The organism is Acidovorax sp. Root275, assembly GCF_001428965.1.
GTDB classification, from domain to species: domain Bacteria; phylum Pseudomonadota; class Gammaproteobacteria; order Burkholderiales; family Burkholderiaceae_C; genus Acidovorax; species Acidovorax radicis.
The window spans coordinates 1,189,653-1,210,925 of sequence record NZ_LMJH01000001.1; the positions used below are offsets into that span (position 1 = coordinate 1,189,653).

The window sequence follows — 21,273 nt, forward strand, 5'->3', positions numbered from 1 at the left end:
TTCGGTATGTGGGCGGGCTGTTCAGTCTGGTTGTTAACAGAAGAACGGATGCCCAAAACCATGGCCCGTCAAGGCGCGCACGCCAACGCACCCATTGCGCGTCCGTCAGATGCGGCGCCGCAAGCGGCCGAAGTGGCCTTGGGGCGATAGTCTTTAAGGCTCACACTGGTGAGTTGCGCGGTGGTTTTTTTGGAGTGCGCGTCTTTGCCGTAGGTGGTGCGCCACGTAGACCAGTCCAGATTGGTGGCATACCAGCCATAGCCAAATACATGGGCATATGACGAGTCAACAAGGTTGTAGTCAAAGCGGCCTTCCGCGCTCAGCGTCTTGTTTTGTGACGACAGATCCAGGGTGTTGTCAGGGAACTTGCAGTTGATGGATGCGTAGGCAAAGAAATTGTCGGGAACGAGAATATTGTCCCGAACGATGAAATTCTTGCTATTCGGATCGCCCACCACGCATCCGAATTCAATGCTTCCCAACAGGGTGTTGTGGCGTATGTCGATGTCGCGTATGTAGCCGGGCTGCTGTCCAATCGACACGCCGCCGATCAGCACATTCCAGGACACCTCTATGCGGTCCTGCGTGTATTGGCTGGCCAAATGGATCGCGCCCGACGCGCAGTCGTGGAAGTAGTTGCCCCGGAAGGTGTTGCGCTGGCCGTTGTCCTTGTCCTTGAAGCAGGGACCGTCAATTGCCCAGACCTCGTTGTTTTCAACCAGTGCACTGCGTACGTTGTACATGACGGACGCGCCGCCGTGGTAGTTGGCCGTGGTGTCGCCGTGAAGGCCCGATCCGCGGTCAAACAGGTCGTGGAAGATGTTGTCCTGGATGATGATGCGGTCGTAGTACTGGTTGTCCGCAAAGAAAATGAATGACGGGTTCTCGGACTGGCTGGGGTCGTACAGGTGGTGCATGTGGTTGCGCCGAAAGACAAGGTCGCTCTGGCTGCCGTCGACATGGAAGCCGTGGTGGCTGAAGTTGAAAATCTCCAGTCCTTCCACCCAGGTGCGCGAGGAACGCGGGTTGATATTGGTGAAGTTCAAGTCGATGGCTGGCATGGCATCGCCGGGGTAGCCCACGATGCGCGTGATCTTGCCGGCCACAAAGTCAAAGCCGCCGGTATAGCTGCCACCACGCACATACAAGGTGTCGCCAGTCGCTCCTTTTGTAAGGGCATGGGCGATGGTCTTCCAGGGAGAGGCCAGTGTTCCGGTGCCGGTGCTGTCATTGCCGGTGGGCGATACAAAGTAAAAGCCGCTGCTGGTGACTTGCACACTGAACGTTTGGTCGACAGCCGCGCCCAGCGAATCGGTGGCCCGCAGCTTGATGGAAACAGGAGTTGCCGCACTGGCGGGTGCTGTCCACGACAGCTCTCCCGTGCTTGCTGCGATGGTCACACCTGACGGTGCGGTGACGACCGAATAGGTGTACGGTGCCTGCCCCCCTATGACCCCGACGCGGTAGCGGTAGGGCACGCCAGGGTAGGCTGTAGCCGGTGCCCAGCTGATGATCTCCACCGGACCAATCACCGACACGGGATAGCCGCCGGTTGGGCCGGTTGGGGGTGTGGCCGAGCCTGTGCTGACGTTGAGCGCAGCACTTGCCGCAGACGCATTGGCTGCCGCATCGACCGCTCTAACTGCAATCGCATAACTGGTGGAGGCAGTCAGACCGGTCAACGTGAAGCTGGTGACATTGGTTGAGCCGACCAGCGCGCCGTCGCGGTATACCTTGTAAGCCACTACACCAACATTGTCCGTACTGGCCGTCCAGCTGACCGTCAGGCTGGTGCTGGCGACATTGCTTGCCGCCAAACCAGCCGGCACGCTCGGGGCCGTGGTGTCAGGCACCGGGGTTACAGGCGTTACGGGTTTTGCTGGTGCTGCTGCCGTACTGACCACGACTGTGATGCTGGCGACCGAGGCATTGCCTGCAGCATCAAAGGCCTTGACGGTCAAAGAATATGTCGTGTTGGCCGTCAAGCCGGTCAATACAAGGAATGTTTGGGCTGTGCTGCCGAGCAAGGTGGTGCCATTGCGGTACACCTCGTAGCGAACGACGCCTGTGTTGTCGCTGCTCGCCCCCCAACTGAGAGTCAGGCTTGTCGCGGTGACTTGGCTAGCCGCGGGCGCAGTAGGTGCGCTGGGCGGGTCGGTATCGACAGGGCTGGCGGGGGCCAGTGTGCTCACATTCAGATTCCCACCAAACGCGGAAAAATTGCCTGCGGCATCCACCGCGCGCACCGCGTAGGTGTAGGTGGTGCCGGCTGTCAACCCGTTATCCTGAAAGGTGGTCTGATCCCCTGGGGTGGCCTGAAGGCGCCTACCGTTGCGCCAAATCTCGTAGCCGATGACTCCGACGTTGTCGGTGCTGGCCAGCCAGCCTATGGATATGCTTTCGCTGGTGCTGCTTGCAGTGAATGCTCCCGGAGCGCTCGGTGCAGTGGTGTCCGCCGTATCTGGTGCTGCCGGGCTGCCGGGCACTGCGGAAGGGTCGGGAGACACCACAACGGTAGGCGGGGGTGGAGTGCCCGTATCAGAAGGACCGCTGCCGCCGCCGCAGCCTGTCATCAGAAGGACACTGATTCCCAAAGCCATGGTCCATGCCGGTTTAACGAAAGCGAAAGCGCGCTGCATCAGTACCCTTTTGAGGTGAATTTTTTGGAAATGGGTGGGGGATTGCGAGCGTGCACGCGCAATGGATATGCGGCCCCGACGGATCTGGCGCCGACCATGGTCTGGTTGGTGAATAGCAGCAATGCAATTTTCAATTTCTCAAAACCAACGCGGCCGAATATGGGCGCATGACCGAACACCTTTTGTTCGTTGGTCAAACAAAAGCCACGGATGCTACGGAGCTGCGGGAATGCGGTCTTGAATCGAAACGACATTTGCGGCGCACGTACACGCCAGCGGGCAGGGCCCTGGGCTATCAACGCAGCTTCAGCGCCTGCCTCAAGCGGTAGGGCCAGTAGGATTCCTGGGTCTCGATGGCCCGTTGCAATTCGGTGGGGCTCAAACCTGAAAAACGCTTCACTTCTCGGGAAAAATGCGCTTGGTCAGAGAATCCCATTGTGTGGGCCACATCCACCAAAGACTGGCCACCAAACGCGTTGGACGCGTGCCCTCGGGTCAACGTTGACTCCATGCGCACCAGTCCGTGGAGTGCTCGCAGGGGAAGTCCCAGTTTTCCTTTTGTCAGCCGCTCCCGCTGGCGCGTGCTGTGCGTGGGCATTGATGCAGACGCACGCAATGCTGCAGCGTCAACCCAGTCATTGAACAACGTCAATCCATCCGACAGCATTGTCTCGGGCTGCTGAACACGCAACGGTGTCCAGCGCGGCATTAAAAATGCTTCGACAATTTGAATGCGTGCCAAGTCATTGCTGGCCTTCAAAACTGCGACGGCCATCTTCTGCCACTCTTTGTCAAGTACAGATTGCAAGCTCTTCGCCTGGTCCAGCAAACTGGCTACATTCAGCTTGGTCAGCGCATGAAATGCGTCGGGGAATAGGGTCAGTGAAAATACTGCGGCAGGGCCGCGGTCCTGCCAAACACTGGGTCGTGCGCGAGGGCCGCGCAAGACCACCCGCCTTGACGATGGGGGGAGTTCATCGCCCTCAATGTGCATTGACGATCTACCGCCCTGAATCAACCAAACAATACTGACCAGGGGAGACACCGGCAAATGACTGAAGCTCTGTTTGGGACTCAGTTGGGCGCCCAAGGTGTCGCGCCCCACATAAGCACACACGCAATCTGCCAGCAAGGTTGAAGGCAGGAATAGCGATGTACGCGTGTCGGGGTGTATTGCTCCATCGTCCGTATCTGCAACTGCATCTGGATGGTTCTTCGCCATGTGTTGTTTGCGCTCCTCCATGGGGCGGTCGATGACGCTGGGTCGTCCCAGTGTCCCTCGCTTTTGACATGGATGTTAGCGGCTGGCGCCGATGCACGCGCGCAGGCGCGGCACCCAATTCAAACAGGCGGCGCCGCAATCTTTTGGCAGCACCGGCTGTCCCGGCGTGACCCAGCCGTCCAGGCCACCTTGCAGAAAATTAGAGCCTTGGTGCCTGCTGCGCGCGGGCGCCGAGCTGGTGACGACCGAGATGGTCGCGTTTGAATGGCTGGGCAGCTGTGAACACCCGGCATTCAAGGACGTGCTTGGGCTGATCAAGTAGCCGAATTTTTGGTCTTTTTGGCATCTAGCGCTTGTCTATAAAGCGCTGGCAGCTATAAAAATAGCAGCAAAAGGTACGGGCGAGCGGAATTCCTCGCTTACGTGAGAGCCCGCTCCAGCGCTGTGCGGGTGGTGCTGTCCGCTGGCAGCAGGTGGTCGATGCGCAATGAGTCCAGCGTCACGTCCAGCGGTGATCCGAGGGTGGTAGTGGCGGAGATGAAGCTCAATACGCCTGCCTGGGAGCGTAATTGCAGCAGGAGCACGGGCGAGTCCGGTGGTGATGGCTCGGCACTGGGCTGGCCGCTGCGGTGCCGGGTTTCTTCGGGCAGCGCCTGAAGGCGGTGGGCCAGTGCAGGGTTGAATGGCGCCTCGGCGCCCGCACGCCGACGCACCGCCTGGGCAATGCGCGGGGCGTCGACCAGCCAGGGCTTCAGCCCCTGCGGCCCGAGCAGAAGATCCAGCAAGTTCAAGGGCTCCGAGCCTTCGGCGGCTGGGGGCGAAAAACCGATGAGGCGCATCAGCGCAGGCACGGCGGCGTTGATTTCCAGCAGGTTCCATTGCGCGTCCAGCAGCATTGCGGGCGCGGGCTCGTGGGCCACCAGCAGGCGGTGCAGGGCCTCGCGCACCGGGGCCAGGCCTTGGGCGGACCAGTCGCTGCGGGGGTAGCGGGGCGCAAACCCTGCCGCCATCAGTGCCTGGTTGCGTTCCGCCAAAGGCACGCCCAGCGCATCCAGCAACGCCAGCAGCATGGGCTGGCTGGGCTGGGCCTTGCCGGTCTCCAGGCAACTCAGGTGGCGCTGGGACACACCCGTGTCCATGGCCAGCGCCAACTGGCTCTGGCGCCGCCGCACGCGCAGTGCCCGCAGCAGACTGCCGATGCGCGCAGGGGTGGTGTCGGAGGCTGCAGGGGAGACGGGTGACATGGACACCGATGGTGGCACAAGGTGCCATGGGTTTTATGACCTCGGAGGTGATTGCGCGCATGACCCGGCACCGCGAGGATTCACGGCTCTTTCCACCCCAGCCCAAGGACACTGCCATGACAACCTCTCTGCCATCCCTGAATCCGGGGATTTCTCCTTCTTCAGCCCCAGCCACCGTGCGCACCCTGGCTGCATGGCGCCATATGTTTGCCTCGGGCGACTTCAGTGCAGTGGGGAGCCTGCTGCACCCCGAGGTGCTGCTGCATTCGCCGCTGGACGACCAACCACTGCACGGCGCAGGCGCCGTGGGCGGGGTCTTGGGTCTGGCCTTCAGCCTGTACGACCGGTTTGCCTATGGTGATTGCCTGTGGAGCGAGGACGGGCGGCAGCTGGCCCTGGCCTTTGAAGGCCAAATGGGGCCCCACACCGCCCGGGGTGTGGACCGTCTGCAATTGGATGGGCAGGGCCGCATCACCACCCTGGAAGTGTTTGTGCGGCCGCTGCCCGCACTCGCCCACCTGTCGGCCGAGGTGCAGCGGCGCATGGCGCCGCAGACCGCGCACTAAACGGCCGGCGCCACCGCCGTTTTGGGCTGCACGGGCTGGCCCGAAGCGACCCAGCCGTCCATGCCACCTTGCAGAAAACGCGCGTTGAAGCCCGCTGCGCGCAAGCGCAACGCGGTCGAGCGGCCGACTTCATGGCCATAGACGCAATACACCACCACGCCTTCGCTGGCAGACAGCTCGGGGGCCCACGTTTCGATGGCGGCAGGGTCGCGCCAGCGGGCGTTGGGGATGGCCGTGGTGGCCGCCTCGTACACACCGGCGCGGCGCACATCAATCAGTTGTGCCGCTGCTTGCGCGTCTTGAATGGACGCTTGCAGCCCTTCACTCGCGGCGTGTACCGCATGCTGGTAGCGCTCATAGACGGCGGCCCAGTGGATGTTTGCCATGAAGGCATCCACATAGGCACCCGCTGCTGCGCCGTGGTCGAGGTGGTAGGCATGCTCGTACATGTCCAGCGCGAGGATGGGCACACCTCCCGCTGCCACCTGGGTGTGATCGCTGGCCCACTGGTTGGAGAGCGTGCCCTCGCGCGGCTGGAACACCAGCAACACCCAGCCAGAGCCGCCGCCCAGGGCCTTGCCCATGGCGACGAATTCCTCGCGCCAGCGCTCCGGGCTGCCAAAGCTGGCCGCCAGGGCCAGTGCCATGCCGGGCGCCGGTGCCGCGCCCTGGCCGCCCAGGCTGGCGAAGTACAGCTCGTGCAGCAGCATGGAGTTGCTGGCGATCAGCTCTTCGCGCTTGAGCCCGTTGAGTGCAAAGCCGGGGGCCGAAGCAAAGTCCACACCCGCCAGCTGTGACCGGATGGCGTTGAGCCGCGCCACCGCGCCGCCATAGTTGTTCTGGTGGTGGCTGCGCAGCAGCTTTTCAGACAGGCCGGGCAGTGTGGCCGGGTCAAAGGGAAGGGCTTGAGGGTGTGCTTGCATGGTGAGACTCCTGCGAAGGTGGGTGAATGGCGGCTCAGGCAAGCCACGGTTTGAGAAAAGTCACCGCCAGTCCGACGGCTGCGCACGTGCCCAGCAAAGGCAGCACGCCGACCTTGAAGCGGAACAACGCAACGCCCGCCCCGAGTGCAATCACCGCGGAGATCGCATCAAACGCCCCGCCAAAACCCTTGGGCCACAGCAGGTGGTAGGCAAAAAACAGCGCCAGGTTCAGGATTACGCCCACCACGGCGGCGGTGATGGCCGACAGTGGCGCGGTGAAACCGAGCTTGCCGTGGGTGGCCTCCACCACCGGGCCACCCGCGAGGATGAAGATGAACGAGGGCAGGAAGGTCACAAAGGTCACCACGGCGGCTGCGGCAGCGGCGCCCGCAAACAGCGCATCTGGCCCCCACACCTGCTGCAGCCAGCCGCCCACAAAACCCACAAACGCCACCACCATGATCAGCGGGCCGGGGGTGGTCTCGCCCAGCGCCAGGCCGTCGATCATCTGCGGGCCGCTGAGCCACTGGTATTGCTCCACCGCGCCCTGGTACACATAGGGCAGCACGGCATAGGCGCCGCCAAAAGTGAGCAGCGCGGCCTTGGTGAAGAACCAGCCCATCTGCGTGAGCGTGCCTTGCCAGCCCTGCGTGGCCACCAGCGCGGCCATGGCTGCGAGCCACAGCGCCAGCCCGGCTGCGAGCACCTTGGCCAGGTGGCTGCGTGAGAAGCGCGCGTGGGCGGGCGTGGGAGTGTCGTCGTCGATCAACGCCGGGCCGTAGCCCTTGTGGCCGTTGGCATGGCCGCCCCCCGGGGCAAACACGGCCGGCCAGTGCTGTGCGCCAAAGTAGCCAATGAGGCCTGCCACAAGCACGATGGCAGGGAAGGGCGTGTCGAACGCAAAGATGGCCACAAAAGACGCAGCGGCAATGCCCCACATCCAGCCGTTCTTGAGCGCGCGCGTGCCGATGCGGTGCGCTGCGTGCAGCACCAGCGCGGTCACGGCGGGTTTGATGCCGTAGAAGATGCCCGCCACCACCGGCACATCGCCAAACCGCAGGTACACCCACGACAGTGCGATCAGGATGAACAGCGAGGGCAGCACAAACAGCGCCCCGGCCACGATGCCACCCCAGGTGCGGTGCATGAGCCAGCCGATGTAGGTGGCCAGCTGCTGCGCCTCGGGGCCGGGCAGCAGCATGCAGTAGTTGAGGGCGTGCAGAAAGCGCTTTTCGCTGATCCAGCGGCGGCGCTCCACCAGCTCGGTATGCATGATCGCGATCTGGCCGGCCGGGCCGCCAAAGCTGATGAAACCGAGCTTGAGCCAGAACAGGAAAGCCTCGCCAAAGCCGACGGGGGCGGGGCGGTCCAGAGAGGAGGTGGCGGGCGCAGAGGTGGGGGTGGTCATGGTGCGGTGCTGGGCAGCGGGGCCTGCGAGGAAGGGAGGGCGGACGGCACGGCGTACAAGGCGTCGAACACCTGCGCGGCGGCCTGGGTGAGGGCGTCGTCATCGGCATGCACTTCGCGCAGGCCGGCCAGCACGGCCTCCAGCCCCGCAGCCTCGGGCACGGGCATGCCGCCCGTGTCCAGGTAGTGCACGGCGCGGGCCAAGCGCTGCAGTCGGGGGTCGGCTTCGAGCCCAAAGCTGGCAATGAGCACCTCAAAGGTCACCAGGGCGCCCACGTGGGTGAACCGGGCGCCGTCAAAGTCAAAGCCCAGGACATCAGCAGGCGGCGACGCCGGATCGGCCAGCCATACGAACCGCGCGCCCGGGTCGATGAAGCGGCGGATCAGCCAGGCGCAGGCCAGGCGGTCCACCCAGGGCCGCGCCCGCGTGGCCCAGCGCTGGTTCTGGAACTGGGCGGTGTGAAGGCGCGCGATGCCATGGGCGGGCAGGGCGGCGGGCTCCCCGCGTGAAAAGCAGGCGTCCAGGGCCTGCCGCAGGGTGGCCAGGTCGGCATCGGCCTGCGCGGCGGCGCCGCTGGGGTAGTAGTCGGTGCGGTGCAAGGCCTGCAGGGCGTCGGCAATGCCACGCAAGCGGCGGCGCGCTTCGGTTTCCGTGAGCTGTGCCAGCTCCGCCTGCAAGGCCGTGGCCGTGTCGCGCCACTGAGTGAAGGCTTCTGTGCGGTCGAACAACGCTTCGATCTCCTGGCGCTGTGCGCTGTCCGGCGCAGTAAGAGTCAGCAGCATGGCCGTCCCGCCGTGTTCTCGCACCTCGGTGGCAATGGGGGCCAGCAGGCCCGCGTGTTCTTCAGGCAACAGGTAGGCGCCGTCGCGCAGGGCGGCGCAGCCCAGTGCCTTGAGATTGCGCCAGATGCGCAGCCGCACGGCGTTGGGCTGCGTGGGCAGCGTCATGATGAGGGTGGACCACATGATTTGAAGTATATGCGTTGTTTATTGAAATAGTTATTTCTATTTTTAATATCGTTGTCACCAAAGAATCCTTGCATGCCGAGTGCTTCAGGGCATACAAGAGAACGATGGGAGGGGATGGGTCGCGTGCAAGAAGCGGCAGCGATGCCGGATGCATGCGCTTTACTGCAGCGGGCACCAGGCCGCTAAGCGCAGTGGATTCATGGCAAGTGCGAAGGCCAGCGTCAGTTTGCCGCAAGCCCGTTATGAATAATTATGAATTCAAAACCTGCTGCCGTGGCAGGGCGAGAGAGAGATGCCGAGGAGACACCCACAATGACCGCATACGCCGACTTCTACCGCCAGTCCATCGACCAGCCAGACACTTTCTGGCGCGAGCAGGCCGGGTTGATTGAATGGAAGACCCCGCCCCAGCAGGTGTGCGACTACAGCAACCCACCGTTTGCCAAATGGTTTGTCGGCGGCACCACCAACCTGTGCCACAACGCGGTCGACCGGCACCTGGCAACGCGCGCCGGCCAAAGTGCGCTGGTGGCGATCTCCACCGAAACCGACACCGAGCGCAGCTACAGCTTTGCCGAGCTGCATGCCGAGGTGCAGCGCATGGCAGCCGTGTTGTTGTCGCTAGGCGTGAAGAAGGGCGACCGTGTGCTCATCTACATGCCCATGATTGCCGAGGCCGCCTTTGCCATGCTGGCCTGCGTGCGCATCGGTGCGCTGCATTCGGTGGTGTTTGGCGGTTTTGCCTCGGGCTCGCTGGCCTCGCGCATTGAAGATGCCGAGCCGGTGGCCGTGGTCAGCGCCGATGCCGGGTCACGTGGCGGCAAGGTGGTGCCCTACAAGCCGCTGTTGGACGAGGCTATTGCGCTCTCCAAACACAAGCCCGCCGCCGTGCTCATGATCAACCGGGGCCTGGCGCCCATGCACCTGCAACCGCGCCGCGACCACGACTGGGCGGCGCTGCGCGAGCAGCACCTGAACACCGTGGTGCCCTGCGAATGGGTTGAATCCACCCACCCCAGCTACACGCTGTACACCAGCGGCACCACCGGCAAGCCCAAGGGCGTGCAGCGCGACACGGGCGGCTACACCGTGGCGCTGGCCGCCAGCATGAAGCACATCTTTGATGCGAAAGCGGGCGACGTGTATTTCGCTACCAGCGACATCGGCTGGGTGGTGGGGCACAGCTACATCGTCTACGGCCCGCTGATTGCGGGCATGACCACCATCATGTACGAGGGCCTGCCTACGCGGCCCGACGCGGGCGTGTGGTGGAGCATTGTCGAGAAGTACCAGGTCACCCACATGTTCTCGGCGCCCACGGCGGTGCGGGTGCTCAAGAAGCAGGACCCGGCCTACCTTGCCAAGTACAACGTGAAAAGCCTCAAGGCCCTGTGGCTGGCGGGCGAGCCGCTGGACGAACCCACGGCGCAGTGGATCAGCGACGCGCTCTCGGTGCCCATCATCGACAACTACTGGCAGACCGAAACCGGCTGGCCCATCCTGACCCTGGCCAATGGTGTGCACCAGCAAACCACGCGCTTCGGCAGCCCCGGCAAGGCCATGTACGGCTACCACGTCAAGCTCATCGACGAGAGCAACGGCGAGGAACTGACAGCGCCCAACCAGAAAGGCGTGGTAGCCATCGAAGGCCCGCTGCCCCCCGGCTGCATGCAGACCGTGTGGCGCGACGATGCGCGGTTTGTGAACACGTACTGGAAGAGCATTCCCGGCCGCCTGATCTACAGCACCTTTGACTGGGGCATCCGCGATGCCGACGGCTACCACTTCATCCTGGGCCGCACCGACGACGTGATCAACGTGGCTGGCCACCGCTTGGGTACGCGGGAGATCGAGGAGAGCATTGCCTCCCACCCCAACATCGCCGAAGTGGCCGTGGTGGGCGTGGCCGACAGCCTCAAGGGCCAAGTGGCGATGGCGTTTGCGGTGGCGCGCGATGCCTCGGGCCTGACCCATGAGGCTGCACGCCTCAAGCTCGAAGGCGAGGTGATGAAGCAGGTGGACAGCCAGCTCGGCGCCGTGGCCCGTCCGTCGCGCGTGTATTTTGTCTCTGTGCTGCCCAAGACCCGCAGCGGAAAGCTGCTGCGCCGCGCGCTGCAGGCCGTGGCCGAGCGGCGCGATCCCGGCGATCTGACGACGATGGAAGACCCGGCGGCCCTGCAGCAGGTGAAGGATCTGGTGGGGTAACCGGACAGGACCTGCCAGTGCCCTGCGGATTGCGGGGTGAAGCGGTAACAGCGACGGGCTAAGTTGCCGGTTTGGCGACAAAAGCCTGTTTGCCGTGCCGGTCAAACCCGGCTTTTTCGTAAAACCGCAGCGTGCTTTCGTCTTTTCGGCCGGTCATCAGCATCACCTTGTAGCAACACCGCTGCCAGGCCTGCCCGAGCGCATGTGTCAGGATCGCGTGCCCCCAACCTTGGCCACGGTGTGACGCATGCGTGACCACGTTTTCGATGACACCGTAGGGTCGGCAGGCGCGTGTGAGATTTGGAATGACGGTGAGAGTGCAGGTGGAAACCAGCGCACCGTCCACGTAGGCCCCAAAGTATTGAATACGCGGATTCGCAAGCGCCTCCGCCCACACGGCTTCGACTTCATGCACCGGAGGTAGCGGGTCATCGTGTTCGTGCAGATGCTGGTACAGGGTGAGCAGCTGCGTCAGTTCGTGGGCATGCAGTTCGCGAATGCTCATGGGGGTCCCTCGGCGGTGCATGAAAATCTGGAGCGGTATTAAAAAGATAGCTGCTAACGCTTTATGGATAAGCGGTAGAGCCTGTTTTAAATCAAAATTTACACCGGCCGCTGCCGCTGCCACCCCACCGGCGGCTGCCACCTTGGCGTCCAGCCAATGAACTCTTCCAGCGGCATGGGCCGGGCAATGCAATAGCCCTGGGCCTGCATGCAGCCAAGCTGCAGCAGCATCTGCCCTTGCTCCACGGTCTCCACCCCCTCGGCGATCACGCGGTAGCCGAAGGAGCGGGCCAGGCCGATCACGCCCTGCACGATGGCCAGGTCGCCGGGGTCGCCCATCATGCCGTGCACAAAACTCTGGTCGATCTTGAGCGTGTCCATGGGCAGGCGGCGCAGGTAGGTCAGCGACGAGTAGCCGGTGCCAAAGTCGTCCAGCGACACCACCACCCCCAGCGCACGCAGCGCCGTCAGGGTTTGCGCCACGGCGGTCAGGTCATAGAGCGCAGCGCTTTCGGTGATCTCGATCTCCACCAAGTGGCCGGGCACGCTGGGGTGGCGCGCGATGCACTGGGCCATCCAGTCGGCAAAGTCAGGGTTCTGCAGGTGCTGGGCGGCGATGTTGACGCTCAGCGGCAGGGGCAAACCATGCGCCTGCAACTGCTCCAGGACAGTGAGGGCGGCCTCGATCACCCATTCGCCAAAGTCGATCTCCAGCTCGGTGCCTTCCAGCAGCGGCAGGAACTCGCCCGGTGACACCAGGCCGCGCTCGGGGTGCTGCCAGCGGGTCAGCGCTTCGACGCCCACCACGGCGCCGCTGCGCATGTCCACCTTGGGTTGCAGGTACAGGGTGAACTGCGCAGCCGCCAGTGCATCGCGCAGGTGGCGGCCTTGCTCGCGCAGCAGCTGCAAAGCGCGTTCCTGTGCAGCGTCGAACTGGTGGAAACGGTTGCGCCCGGCCTGCTTGGCGGCATACATGGCCTGGTCGGCGTGGCGCAGCAGGGCGTCGGCGTCGGCTTCGTCCTGCGGGAACACCGTAAAACCGATGCTGGCGGTGACCACCACACGCTCGGTATCCAGCGTGTAAGGGGCCGAGATGCTTTCCATCACCCGGTGCAGCATGCGCTCGCAGCCGTCCACGGATTCCAGCTCGGGCATGAGGATCACGAACTCGTCTCCGCCCAGGCGCGCCACCGTGTCCATGGGACGTAGCGCACGCGTCAAGCGGCCCGCCACCACCACCAGCAGGCGATCGCCCGCCCCGTGGCCCAGGCGGTCGTTCACGGGCTTGAAGCCATCCAGGTCCAGGTAGGCCACGCCCAGCTGCCGGCCGCTCTGGCGGGCCTGGTCCATGCATTCCTGCAGCTTGCGGGCCAGCAGCACGCGGTTGGGCAGGCCGGTGAGCGCATCGAACAGGGCCAGCCGCTGCAGCAGCACCTCTTGCTCGCGCTGGGGCGTCACGTCAATGGCCACTCCCAGCATGCGGGCGGGGCGGCCCGCCTCGTCAAAGCCCACGATCTTGCCCAGATTGCGCAGCCACCGCGCGGGGTCGCCCGCCTGGTTCACGCGCAAGGTGGCGTCAAACGGGGTGCCCGGGTGGGCGGTGTGGCGGGCCAGTTCGCTGGTGATGCGGTCGATGTCGTCGGGCGCAATGCCTGCCGTCCATTGCATGGGTGCCAGCGGGGTGCGCGGCGTGTCCAGGCCCCGCATGGCCCGCCAGCGGCTGTCGCCGGTGACGGTGCCGGTCTGCAGGTTCCAGTCCCACAGGCCCAGCGATGCGGCCGAGATGGTGAGCGAGAGCAGTTCCTCGCGCTCGCGCACCTGCTCTTCGTTGCGTTTGCGGTCGGTGATGTCGTGCACCGAGAACAGCCAGCACGGCTCACCATCGAATTCGGTGGCGCGCATGGATTGCAGCACCGTGCGGGGTGGGCCGCCGCGCACGTTCAAGGTGATTTCGTAGCTGCTCAGGTGCCCCGTGCCACCCTCGGCCTCCAGCAGGCGCGCGCGGTCGACCTCGGTGAAGATGCCCAGCTCGATGGCGGTGCTGCCGATCGCCTCCTCGCGCGGGATGCCCAGCATCTCCACCCAGGCTGGGTTGATGTCCACATAGCGCCCGTCACTGCGGTGCGACAGGCCCATGGGGTAGGGCATGAGGTGGAAGATGCGCGAGAAGCGCTCTTCGGACTGGCGCAGGCGCTGTTCGGCGCGTTTGGCCTCGTCGATGTCCTGCATCACGCCGCGCACCCGGGTGACCCTGCCGTTTTCGACCACGGGCTCGCCGCGCGCACGCACCCAGACCAGGCGGCCGTCGGTGTGCTGCACCTCCATCTCCATGCTCCACTCGGAGCGTTCCAGAATGCTCTGGCGAAAGCGCTCGCGCAGCGGCTCGCGGTAGGCGGGGGCCACGTGGCGGTCGATGTAGTCGCTGGGCAGCGGCGATCCGGGGGGCAGGCCGTGGATGTCAAAACACACGTCCGACCAGTAGACTAGGCCCTTGCCGCGCTCATCCTCCCAGGCCCCCAGCCGGGCCAGCCGGCCAGCCTGCTGCAGCAGGCCGTTGAGGGCACGCAGCTCGTCGCTGGCGCGGTGGGCTTCGGTCATGTCGTGGAAAACGAAAACAAAACAGTTCTCGCCATCCACAAGCACGGAGCGTGCCGACATCAACCCCGGGATGCGGCCACCTGCGCGCTGCGCCACCAGGGGCAGCCGGTCCACCTTGCCATCGCGGCGGAAGGTTTCCACCAGCCGCTTGCGCTCCTGCTCGGAGGCCCAGATGTTCAGCTCGGTGGAGGTACGGCCGATCACCTCTTCGCGCGGGCGGCCCAGCACCTCGCAGAACGCGGGGTTCACGTCGATGTAGCGGCCGTCCGAGATGCGGGAGATGCCTGCAGGATCAGGCAGCGTCTGGTAGAAGGTCGTGTACTTGGCCTCGGACGAGCGCAACGCGTCCTCGGCCGCCCGGTGGGCGGTGATGTCCACGTCCATGCCGATGAGGGCCGCCGGGCGGCCCTTCGCGTCGCGCCGCGCCACCGTGCCACGCGACATGAGCCATCGCCACTGGCCCTCGGTGTCCATCACCCGGAACTCGGCTTCGTAGTTGTCTTCCAGCCCGTCCATGGCCCGCGCCAGCTTGGGGGCATTGCGTTCGGCATCCTGCGGGTGGCGCCGGGCGTACCAGCGCTGCCACAGGTCCGGTGCGGCCAGATCGGCGGCGGTGATGCCGAAGGTCTCGTAGAAGCTGCCGTGGCAGCGAAATTCGCGCCTGACGACATCCCATTCCCAGTGCCCGCCCCCCATGGAGTCCAGCACCAGCCGCAATCGCTGCTCCTGCTGCGCGAGTGTCTGCTGAATGTCGCTGCGCGAAAGCTCGGAGCGCGCCTTGCTGGCCAGCAGCAACCGGCCAACGCCCAGCATGAACACCCCGGCGCCATGGTGCCATGGCAGGTTGCGAGTCAGGTCGGGCGCGCTGCCGGCGGCCCAGAGGCTGCCGGCCACCGCCAGGGGCAGGGTCAGCGTCAGCCCGATGAGCGCGGCCCATTTGGGCACATGCAGGCGGTGCCCCACCTTGCGCCACAGCACCCCGGTGGCCACGGCCGCCGCCAGCACGGCGCTGGCGGGCACCACATCGGACACATCGGCCGACAGCGCCGCCACCAGGGCGATCAGCGCCGTGACGATGGCCGCAGGGACGCGGAAAAAAAGTGCCAGGAACGCAGCAGCAGTGGGGTAAGCCACCACCCGCAGTTCAGGGGCGTTCCAGCGCAGTGCCTCAAAAGAAATCCAGGACACGAGGCCGCCTGCCAACCCCAGCAGCAGCAAGGTGCGGCGCGATGGGTGCAAGGACTCGTGCGGCGGCAGCCAGGCCAGCAACAGCAGCAGCGACATGAGCGCTGTGGCAGCCAGAAGGGTGTTGTTACCCATGGCAATGTGCCTGTGCACCCACCTGCGGTGGGGTGGCTTGAGGCCCGGGGGGACAGGGCGCGCGGCCGGGAATGTGTGTGGCAATACAGCGCCGCGTGCCGTTGACGGACTTGGTCAGATGGCAAAAGCCCGATGAAAACCCCATGGGCCAAGTTTAGGGCCGTTCTGAAGCGGGCCGGGCCAGCCTGAGTGTCCTGATAAGTCCCGTTGACAACAGGGTGCCGCACACGATCACCAGGGCGCAGCCAACCATCCACGGCGTGATGCGCTCCCCCAGGAACAGTGCGCCATACAGCACGGCAAACACCGGCGCGATGAAGGTCACGGCCAGCGCCCGGCTGGGCCCGGCGCTCTCGATGAGCCGAAAATACAGGATGTAGCCAATGCCCGTGCACAGCACGGCGATGGCGACAATGGCGCCCCAGGCGTGCAGGCCGGGCATTTGCGCCGGCCAGAACCACAACGTGGGCACGGCCAGGCCCAGCGCCGCGCCCAGCTGGCTGCCGGTGGCCGTGGCCAGCGGCGGAATGCCCGTGAGGTAGCGCCGCGCAAAGCTGGCCGACAGGCCGTAGAAGCACGATGCCAGCAGGCAGGCCGCAATGGCCCAGCCGGCGCTGTCGCTCTTGAAGCCGGTGCCCGCCGGCGCGCGCCAGGCCAGCAATGCCACGCCCACAAAACCCAGCGCCAGGCCCACCCAGCGCAGGCGATTGATGCGGTCACCCAGCCACACCCAGGCCACCAGCGCGCCAAACAGTGGCACTGTGGCATTCAGGATGGAGGCCAGCCCGGTCTGGATGTGCATCACGGCCCAGGCAAACAGCGCAAACGGAATGGCAGAGTTGATGACCCCGGCAAACAGGATCGGCCGCCAGTGCTGGCGCAGCGCGGGCCAGTGGCCCTGGCGCAGCATGATGGGCCACAGGAACACGGTGGCCAGTGCCACGCGCAAACCAACCATGGGCAGGGGGCTGAACTCGGCAGCGCCCATTCGCATGAAAAGAAACGATGCGCCCCACAAAGCCGCCAGCAGGATGAATTCTCCGATCCAGGTCGATACAGGCTGGGTTCCCGGGCTGTTCATGCATTTCCTTTGGAGTGGCTTGCGCCGGTGGCGGTTGCGTACGCATTCTCCAGGGTCAGCAAGGCCCTTTTGCGGTCGAGGCCACCGGCGTAGCCGGTAAGGCTGCCGTCCGTGCCCACCACCCGGTGGCAGGGCACGATCACGCTGACCGGGTTGCGCCCCACGGCGGCGCCCACTGCGCGCACGGCCAGGGGACGGCCCAGCTGGCGGCTCAAGGTGCCGTAGCTGGTGGTGGCGCCACGGCCGATGGCCAGCAAGGCGCGCCACACCTCCTGCTGGAACGGCGTGCCACCTGAGAGGTCCAGCGGCAGGTCAAACCCGGCGCGTTCGGCGCGAAGGTATTGCTGAAGCTGGCGTGCTGCTTCCTGCAGCAGCGGGTGGCCGACCGCATCAGCCCAGGCGGCGGGACCATGAAGCTGCAGGCTGGGCTCGTGGCGCTGTCCTTCAAACCAGACACCGGCCAGGCCGGTGGGCGACGCCGCCAGGCGCACGGGCCCCAGCGCGGTGGAGGTGCGCATCTGCACGGTATGGGGATGGAATTGCATGGCTGAATTGGATAGTTTTTTGGATAAATTCGGCAGCCAGCGCTTGGTGGATAAGCGCTAAAAGCTATTATTTTGATAGTGGAGAGGCTGGTGGCACTGCACCCACCAGAGTGCCTGCCGCCCAGGCGCGCAGCACCGCGTAGCTGCGCCAGGGCCGCCATGCCTGCGAGGCCTCGGCAGCGGCGCGGGCCGGGTTCTTGTGCCCTTGCACACCCAAAGCCTTGTGCAGCGCCACGTCCCCGGCCGGGAACGCATCGGGCCAGCGCAGCACGCGCATGGCGATGTACTGCGCGGTCCAGTCACCAATGCCGGGCAGGGCACACAGCGCGGCCGTGGTGGCTGCCACGTCGGCGCCCGCATGCAGCGCCAGGCCCCCGCTGTCCACCGCGCGGGCCAGCGCCACGATGGCGGCCTGGCGCTGGCGCACGATGCCCAGCTGGCCCAGGGTGTCGCCGTCGGCCGCAGCCAGCGTGGCAGCAGTGGGGAACAAGCGGCTCAGTCCGGGCCAGGGCGTGGCGATGGGCTCACCGAGCCGTTCCACCAGCCGCTGGCCCAGGGTGCGCGCAGCGGCCACGGTGATCTGCTGGCCCAGCACGGCACGCACGGCCAGCTCGAAGCCATCGAACGCGCCGGGCACACGCAGCCCGTCCCCGTCCGGGAAATACGGGTGCAGCACGGCGTTGATAGCAGCGGGGTCGGCGTCCAGGTCAAGCATGGCACGGACGCGGCGGATCACGAGCGGCAGCACCGGGTACAGGCTGTCGCTGGTCTGCAGCAGCACCTGGTGGCGGGCCATGTCAAAGCGTGCGCTGAACCAGCCCGTGGTCTCGCCGGGCAGGCCGGTGTGGGCCGGACCGGAATGCCGCAGGCGCACCGTGCGCCGCAGCGTGGCCTCCTCCGGGAGCACCCATTCCACCCCGTGGAACTGCCGCCGTTCAAAAAAGGCCAGCAGCGCGAGCACGTCAAAGGGGGGGCGCCAGGCCAGTCGCAAGGTGCTGGTGGGCTGCTCCCCGGCGGTGGCGCCGCTGCGCCGCAGCTGTGTGGGGTTCAGACCGTAGTGCCCCGAAAACGCCGCATTGAATCGCCGCACGCTCGCAAAACCGCTGGCCAAGGCCACCTGGGTGACGGGCATGCGGGTGTCGGTGAGCAGCTGCTTGGCGGTCAGGAGCCGGCGCGTCTGCAGGTATTGCAGGGGCGAAACGCCCAGGGCCGCCTCAAAAATGCGGCGCAGGTGCCGGTCGCTCACGCCCAGGCGCTCGGCCAGCCGGGCCACGGTGGCGCTGCCTTCGCCGGGCGCGGACGGGGCGGGCCACAGGTCGGGCGCATCCAGCAGGCGCACGGCCTGCTGGACCAGGATGCCACTGGCGTCCTGCACCGACCACACCAGCGCCTGCGGCGCCAGCTCGGGCCGGCAGCGCAGGCAGGGGCGAAAGCCCGCGTTCTCGGCCTGTGCGGCCAGCACAAAAAAGCGGCAGTTCTCGCGCCGGGGCGTGCGCACGGCGCACACGGGGCGGCAATAGATGCCGGTGGAGGTCACCGCCGTGAAAAAATGCCCGTCAAACCGTGCATCCCGCGCCAGCACCGCCAGGTAGCGGCCTTCGTCCAAGGCGGTGTCAGGGGCCTGGGCAACGGATGGGGTGGGGGGGGAGGGCCGATTCATGGGCTGGATCATAGGAGCCGGGGGTGTTTTCACTGGCCGTTTTCGGACATGTGCCTCAGCCCAACGCGAGGGTTTGCCCCCAGTACCCCCGGAGGGCGCGCCTACAATGCAGCGGACTTCCGAAAACAGCCCAACTCCCTACGCGAAAGGCCCCTGCGTGCAGCCCACACCCGCCATTTTCAAAGCCTACGATATCCGCGGCATTGTGCCGTCCACGCTCAACGAAGAAGTTGCTCTCGGCCTGGGCCGGGCCTTTGGCACGGCAGCCCGCGCCGAGGGGCAGACCACCGTGGCGGTGGGGCGCGACGGGCGCCTGTCGGGCCCGGCCATCTCGGGTGCGCTGATCCAGGGGCTGGTGGAGGCGGGCATTGAGGTGATCGATGTGGGCCTGGTGACCACGCCGCTGCTGTACTTTGCAGCCAGCACGCTGTGTGCCAGCGGCATCCAGGTCACCGGAAGCCACAACCCCAGGGACTACAACGGCTTCAAGATGGTGCTGAACGGCCGCGCCATCTATGGCGAAGAAATCCAGCAGCTTCGCCGCACCATGGAGCACGAAACCTGGCAGCTGCTGCCCGGCGGCTCGGTGCGCCATGTGGACGTGCTGCCTGCCTACCGCGAGCGCATCGTGGGCGATGTGAAGCTGGCCCGCCCGATCAAGATCGTGGTGGACTGCGGCAACGGCATTGCCGGTGCGTCGGCGCCGGACATCTTCCGCGCACTGGGCTGCGAGGTGATCGAGCTGTTCTCGGAGGTGGATGGCAACTTCCCCAACCACCATCCCGACCCCAGCAAGCCCGAGAACCTGCGCGACCTGATCGACGCCCTGAAGACCAGCGACGCCGAACTGGGCCTGGCCTTCGACGGCGACGGGGACCGCCTGGGCATCGTGACCAAGGGCGGCACCAACATCTTCCCGGACCGCCAGATGATGCTGTTTGCGCAAGACGTGCTCTCGCGTGTGCCCGGCGGCGAGATCATCTTCGACGTGAAGTGCACCCAGCGCCTGGCGCCCGCCATTGCGGCGGCAGGCGGCGTGCCGGTGATGTTCAAGACCGGCCACTCGCTCATCAAGGCCCGCATGAAAGAGACCAACTCCCCGCTGGGCGGCGAGATGAGCGGCCACATCTTCTTCAAGGAGCGCTGGTATGGCTTTGACGACGGCACCTATGCAGGCTGCCGCCTGCTGGAAATCCTGAGCAAGAGCCGCGACCCGAGCGCCGTGCTCAACGCGCTGCCCACCAGTTTTTCCACCCCCGAGCTGAACGTGGCCTGCGCCGAGGGCGAGCCGCACCGCCTCACCGCCGAGCTGCAGGCCCTGGCGACCGATACCTTCGCCGCGCCCGCCACCATCAGCACCATCGACGGCCTGCGCGTGGACTGGCCGGACGGCTTTGGCCTGATCCGCGCCAGCAACACCACGCCGGTGCTGGTGCTGCGTTTTGAGGGCCACACCACCGAGGCCCTGGCCCGCATCGAAGCCGCCATGCTCGCCCTGCTGCACCGGGTCAAACCCGACGCCCACGTGGGCGCTGCCAGCCACTGACGCGGCGCATCCCCGAACCCGCCGCCCCGCAACCCTCTGTCTCCCCATCAAAACACCCCGCATGAAGCCGACCTTGTCCACCCCTTTGCGTGTCGCCGCTGCCCAGTCGCCCTCGGCGCCGGGCGATGTGGCGCGCAACGTGCAGACCCACCTGGCCTTTGTACGGGCGGCGGTGCACGAACGTGTGTTGGTGCTGGTGTTTCCCGAGCTGTCGCTTACGGGGTATGAGCCGAAGCTGCTGGCGGCCAATGTGCTGTCGGCCGACCACCCCGCGCTGGCCCCTTTGCGGCAGGCGGCCCAGCACCACGGCATCACCCTGGTGGTCGGCGCCCCGGCCGCACCGGTGGTGGAGGGCGCATTGCCTGCCATTGGCGCCTGGGTGCTGGGGGCCGACGGCAGTGCGGCGCTATACCGCAAGCGCCACCTGCACGCCAGCGAGGAGCAGTTCGCCAGTGCCGGCACCGACGACGTCCAGGTGCTGCTGCTGGCCGGTGAACCCACGGGTCTGGCCGTGTGTGCCGACATCACGCACCCCGAGCACGCCCTGGCCGCCAGCAATGCGGGCGCTGGGCTGTACGCGGCGGGTGTGCTGATTTCCGAAAAAGCCTACGGGGCCGAATCGGCCCTGCTGCAGGGCTACGCCCGCGACCACGACATGGCGGTGCTGGCAGCCAACTACAGCGGGCCGTCCGGCGGCTATGTGAGCGCGGGCCGCAGCGCCTTCTGGGCGCCCGGTGGCCACTGCGTGGCAGCCGCGCCCGATGACAGCGCCTGCCTGGTGTGGGCTGCGCGGGGCGACAGTGGCTGGACGGGCGGCGTGGTGGAGCTGATCGGCTGATCCTTT

General features: G+C 65.8%; 16 protein-coding genes and 1 pseudogene. 5 read left to right on the forward strand and 12 right to left on the reverse strand.

The window, feature by feature from the left end:
• Window positions 1–68 precede the first annotated feature (68 nt).
• The 3 genes from ASE52_RS05405 to ASE52_RS25480 all read right to left on the reverse strand — a co-directional run bounded on the left by ASE52_RS05405 (window position 69) and on the right by ASE52_RS25480 (window position 3,882).
• On the reverse strand, window positions 69–2,639 hold the full coding sequence (locus ASE52_RS05405; protein ID WP_082606761.1) for a fibronectin type III domain-containing protein: 2,571 nt from the start codon (window positions 2,637–2,639) through the stop codon (window positions 69–71).
• Entirely contained in the window at window positions 2,639–2,836 is a 198-nt protein-coding gene (locus ASE52_RS25475; protein ID WP_140426135.1) for a hypothetical protein, read from the reverse strand. Before ASE52_RS25475 ends, ASE52_RS05405 begins: the two co-directional genes overlap by 1 nt.
• A 98-nt stretch (window positions 2,837–2,934) precedes the next feature.
• A complete protein-coding gene (locus ASE52_RS25480; protein WP_140426136.1) occupies window positions 2,935–3,882 on the reverse strand; it encodes a helix-turn-helix domain-containing protein in 948 nt (315 codons plus the stop codon).
• A gap of 202 nt (window positions 3,883–4,084) precedes the next feature.
• Here ASE52_RS25480 and ASE52_RS26190 point away from each other — a divergent pair.
• A pseudogene (locus tag ASE52_RS26190) lies at window positions 4,085–4,183 on the forward strand (isochorismatase); the annotation flags it as partial.
• 97 nt (window positions 4,184–4,280) lie between these two features.
• On the opposite strand, the gene ASE52_RS05420 reads toward ASE52_RS26190, so the two are convergent.
• Window positions 4,281–5,105, reverse strand: a complete 825-nt coding sequence (locus ASE52_RS05420; protein WP_057224362.1) for a helix-turn-helix domain-containing protein — start codon at window positions 5,103–5,105, stop codon at window positions 4,281–4,283.
• Window positions 5,106–5,221: 116 nt separating this feature from the next.
• Here ASE52_RS05420 and ASE52_RS05425 point away from each other — a divergent pair, with 116 nt between their 5' ends.
• Window positions 5,222–5,671, forward strand: coding sequence for a nuclear transport factor 2 family protein (locus ASE52_RS05425; protein ID WP_241776925.1), 450 nt, complete (start codon window positions 5,222–5,224; stop codon window positions 5,669–5,671).
• Here the strand turns inward: ASE52_RS05425 and ASE52_RS05430 are convergent.
• The 3 genes from ASE52_RS05430 to ASE52_RS05440 are packed head-to-tail and all read right to left on the reverse strand — an operon-like array spanning window position 5,668 to window position 8,967.
• The gene (locus tag ASE52_RS05430) at window positions 5,668–6,594 is read right to left on the reverse strand and encodes a Fe-Mn family superoxide dismutase (RefSeq protein WP_057224367.1); all 927 of its coding nucleotides are present in this window, start codon (window positions 6,592–6,594) and stop codon (window positions 5,668–5,670) included. The two genes, ASE52_RS05425 and ASE52_RS05430, sit on opposite strands and share 4 nt — an antisense overlap.
• Window positions 6,595–6,628: 34 nt before the next feature.
• Window positions 6,629–8,002: a chromate transporter gene (gene chrA, locus ASE52_RS05435; protein ID WP_057224369.1), complete on the reverse strand. Its 1,374-nt coding sequence runs from the start codon at window positions 8,000–8,002 to the stop codon at window positions 6,629–6,631.
• Window positions 7,999–8,967: a chromate resistance protein ChrB domain-containing protein gene (locus tag ASE52_RS05440; protein ID WP_057224372.1), complete on the reverse strand. Its 969-nt coding sequence runs from the start codon at window positions 8,965–8,967 to the stop codon at window positions 7,999–8,001. The genes chrA and ASE52_RS05440 overlap by 4 nt, the downstream gene beginning before the upstream one ends.
• Before the next feature lie 255 nt (window positions 8,968–9,222).
• On the opposite strand from ASE52_RS05440, the gene ASE52_RS05445 reads away from it, so the two are divergent.
• On the forward strand, window positions 9,223–11,175 hold the full coding sequence (locus ASE52_RS05445; protein WP_277814398.1) for a propionate--CoA ligase: 1,953 nt from the start codon (window positions 9,223–9,225) through the stop codon (window positions 11,173–11,175).
• A gap of 58 nt (window positions 11,176–11,233) precedes the next feature.
• Here ASE52_RS05445 and ASE52_RS05450 read toward each other — a convergent pair whose 3' ends face one another.
• From ASE52_RS05450 to ASE52_RS05470, 5 genes are all read right to left on the reverse strand, one after another.
• Window positions 11,234–11,680 carry a GNAT family N-acetyltransferase gene (locus tag ASE52_RS05450; protein ID WP_010458307.1) on the reverse strand — a complete coding sequence of 149 codons (447 nt, stop codon included), beginning with the start codon at window positions 11,678–11,680 and terminating at the stop codon, window positions 11,234–11,236.
• 98 nt (window positions 11,681–11,778) lie between these two features.
• On the reverse strand, window positions 11,779–15,597 hold the full coding sequence (locus ASE52_RS05455; protein WP_057224376.1) for an EAL domain-containing protein: 3,819 nt from the start codon (window positions 15,595–15,597) through the stop codon (window positions 11,779–11,781).
• Between the two features lie 154 nt (window positions 15,598–15,751).
• The gene (locus tag ASE52_RS05460; protein WP_057224378.1) at window positions 15,752–16,678 is read right to left on the reverse strand and encodes a DMT family transporter; all 927 of its coding nucleotides are present in this window, start codon (window positions 16,676–16,678) and stop codon (window positions 15,752–15,754) included.
• Complete coding sequence (locus ASE52_RS05465) at window positions 16,675–17,223, reverse strand: methylated-DNA--[protein]-cysteine S-methyltransferase (RefSeq protein WP_057224380.1); 549 nt, start codon at window positions 17,221–17,223, stop codon at window positions 16,675–16,677. Before ASE52_RS05465 ends, ASE52_RS05460 begins: the two co-directional genes overlap by 4 nt.
• A 67-nt stretch (window positions 17,224–17,290) precedes the next feature.
• The gene (locus ASE52_RS05470; protein WP_140426137.1) at window positions 17,291–18,883 is read right to left on the reverse strand and encodes a DNA-3-methyladenine glycosylase 2 family protein; all 1,593 of its coding nucleotides are present in this window, start codon (window positions 18,881–18,883) and stop codon (window positions 17,291–17,293) included.
• Window positions 18,884–19,040: 157 nt separating this feature from the next.
• Between ASE52_RS05470 and ASE52_RS05475 the strand changes: the two genes are divergently transcribed.
• Window positions 19,041–20,429: a phosphomannomutase/phosphoglucomutase gene (locus tag ASE52_RS05475; protein WP_057225241.1), complete on the forward strand. Its 1,389-nt coding sequence runs from the start codon at window positions 19,041–19,043 to the stop codon at window positions 20,427–20,429.
• A 61-nt stretch (window positions 20,430–20,490) separates the two neighbouring features.
• The gene (locus ASE52_RS05480) at window positions 20,491–21,267 is read left to right on the forward strand and encodes a carbon-nitrogen hydrolase family protein (protein WP_082606762.1); all 777 of its coding nucleotides are present in this window, start codon (window positions 20,491–20,493) and stop codon (window positions 21,265–21,267) included.
• The last annotated feature ends 6 nt before the right edge of the window (window positions 21,268–21,273 follow it).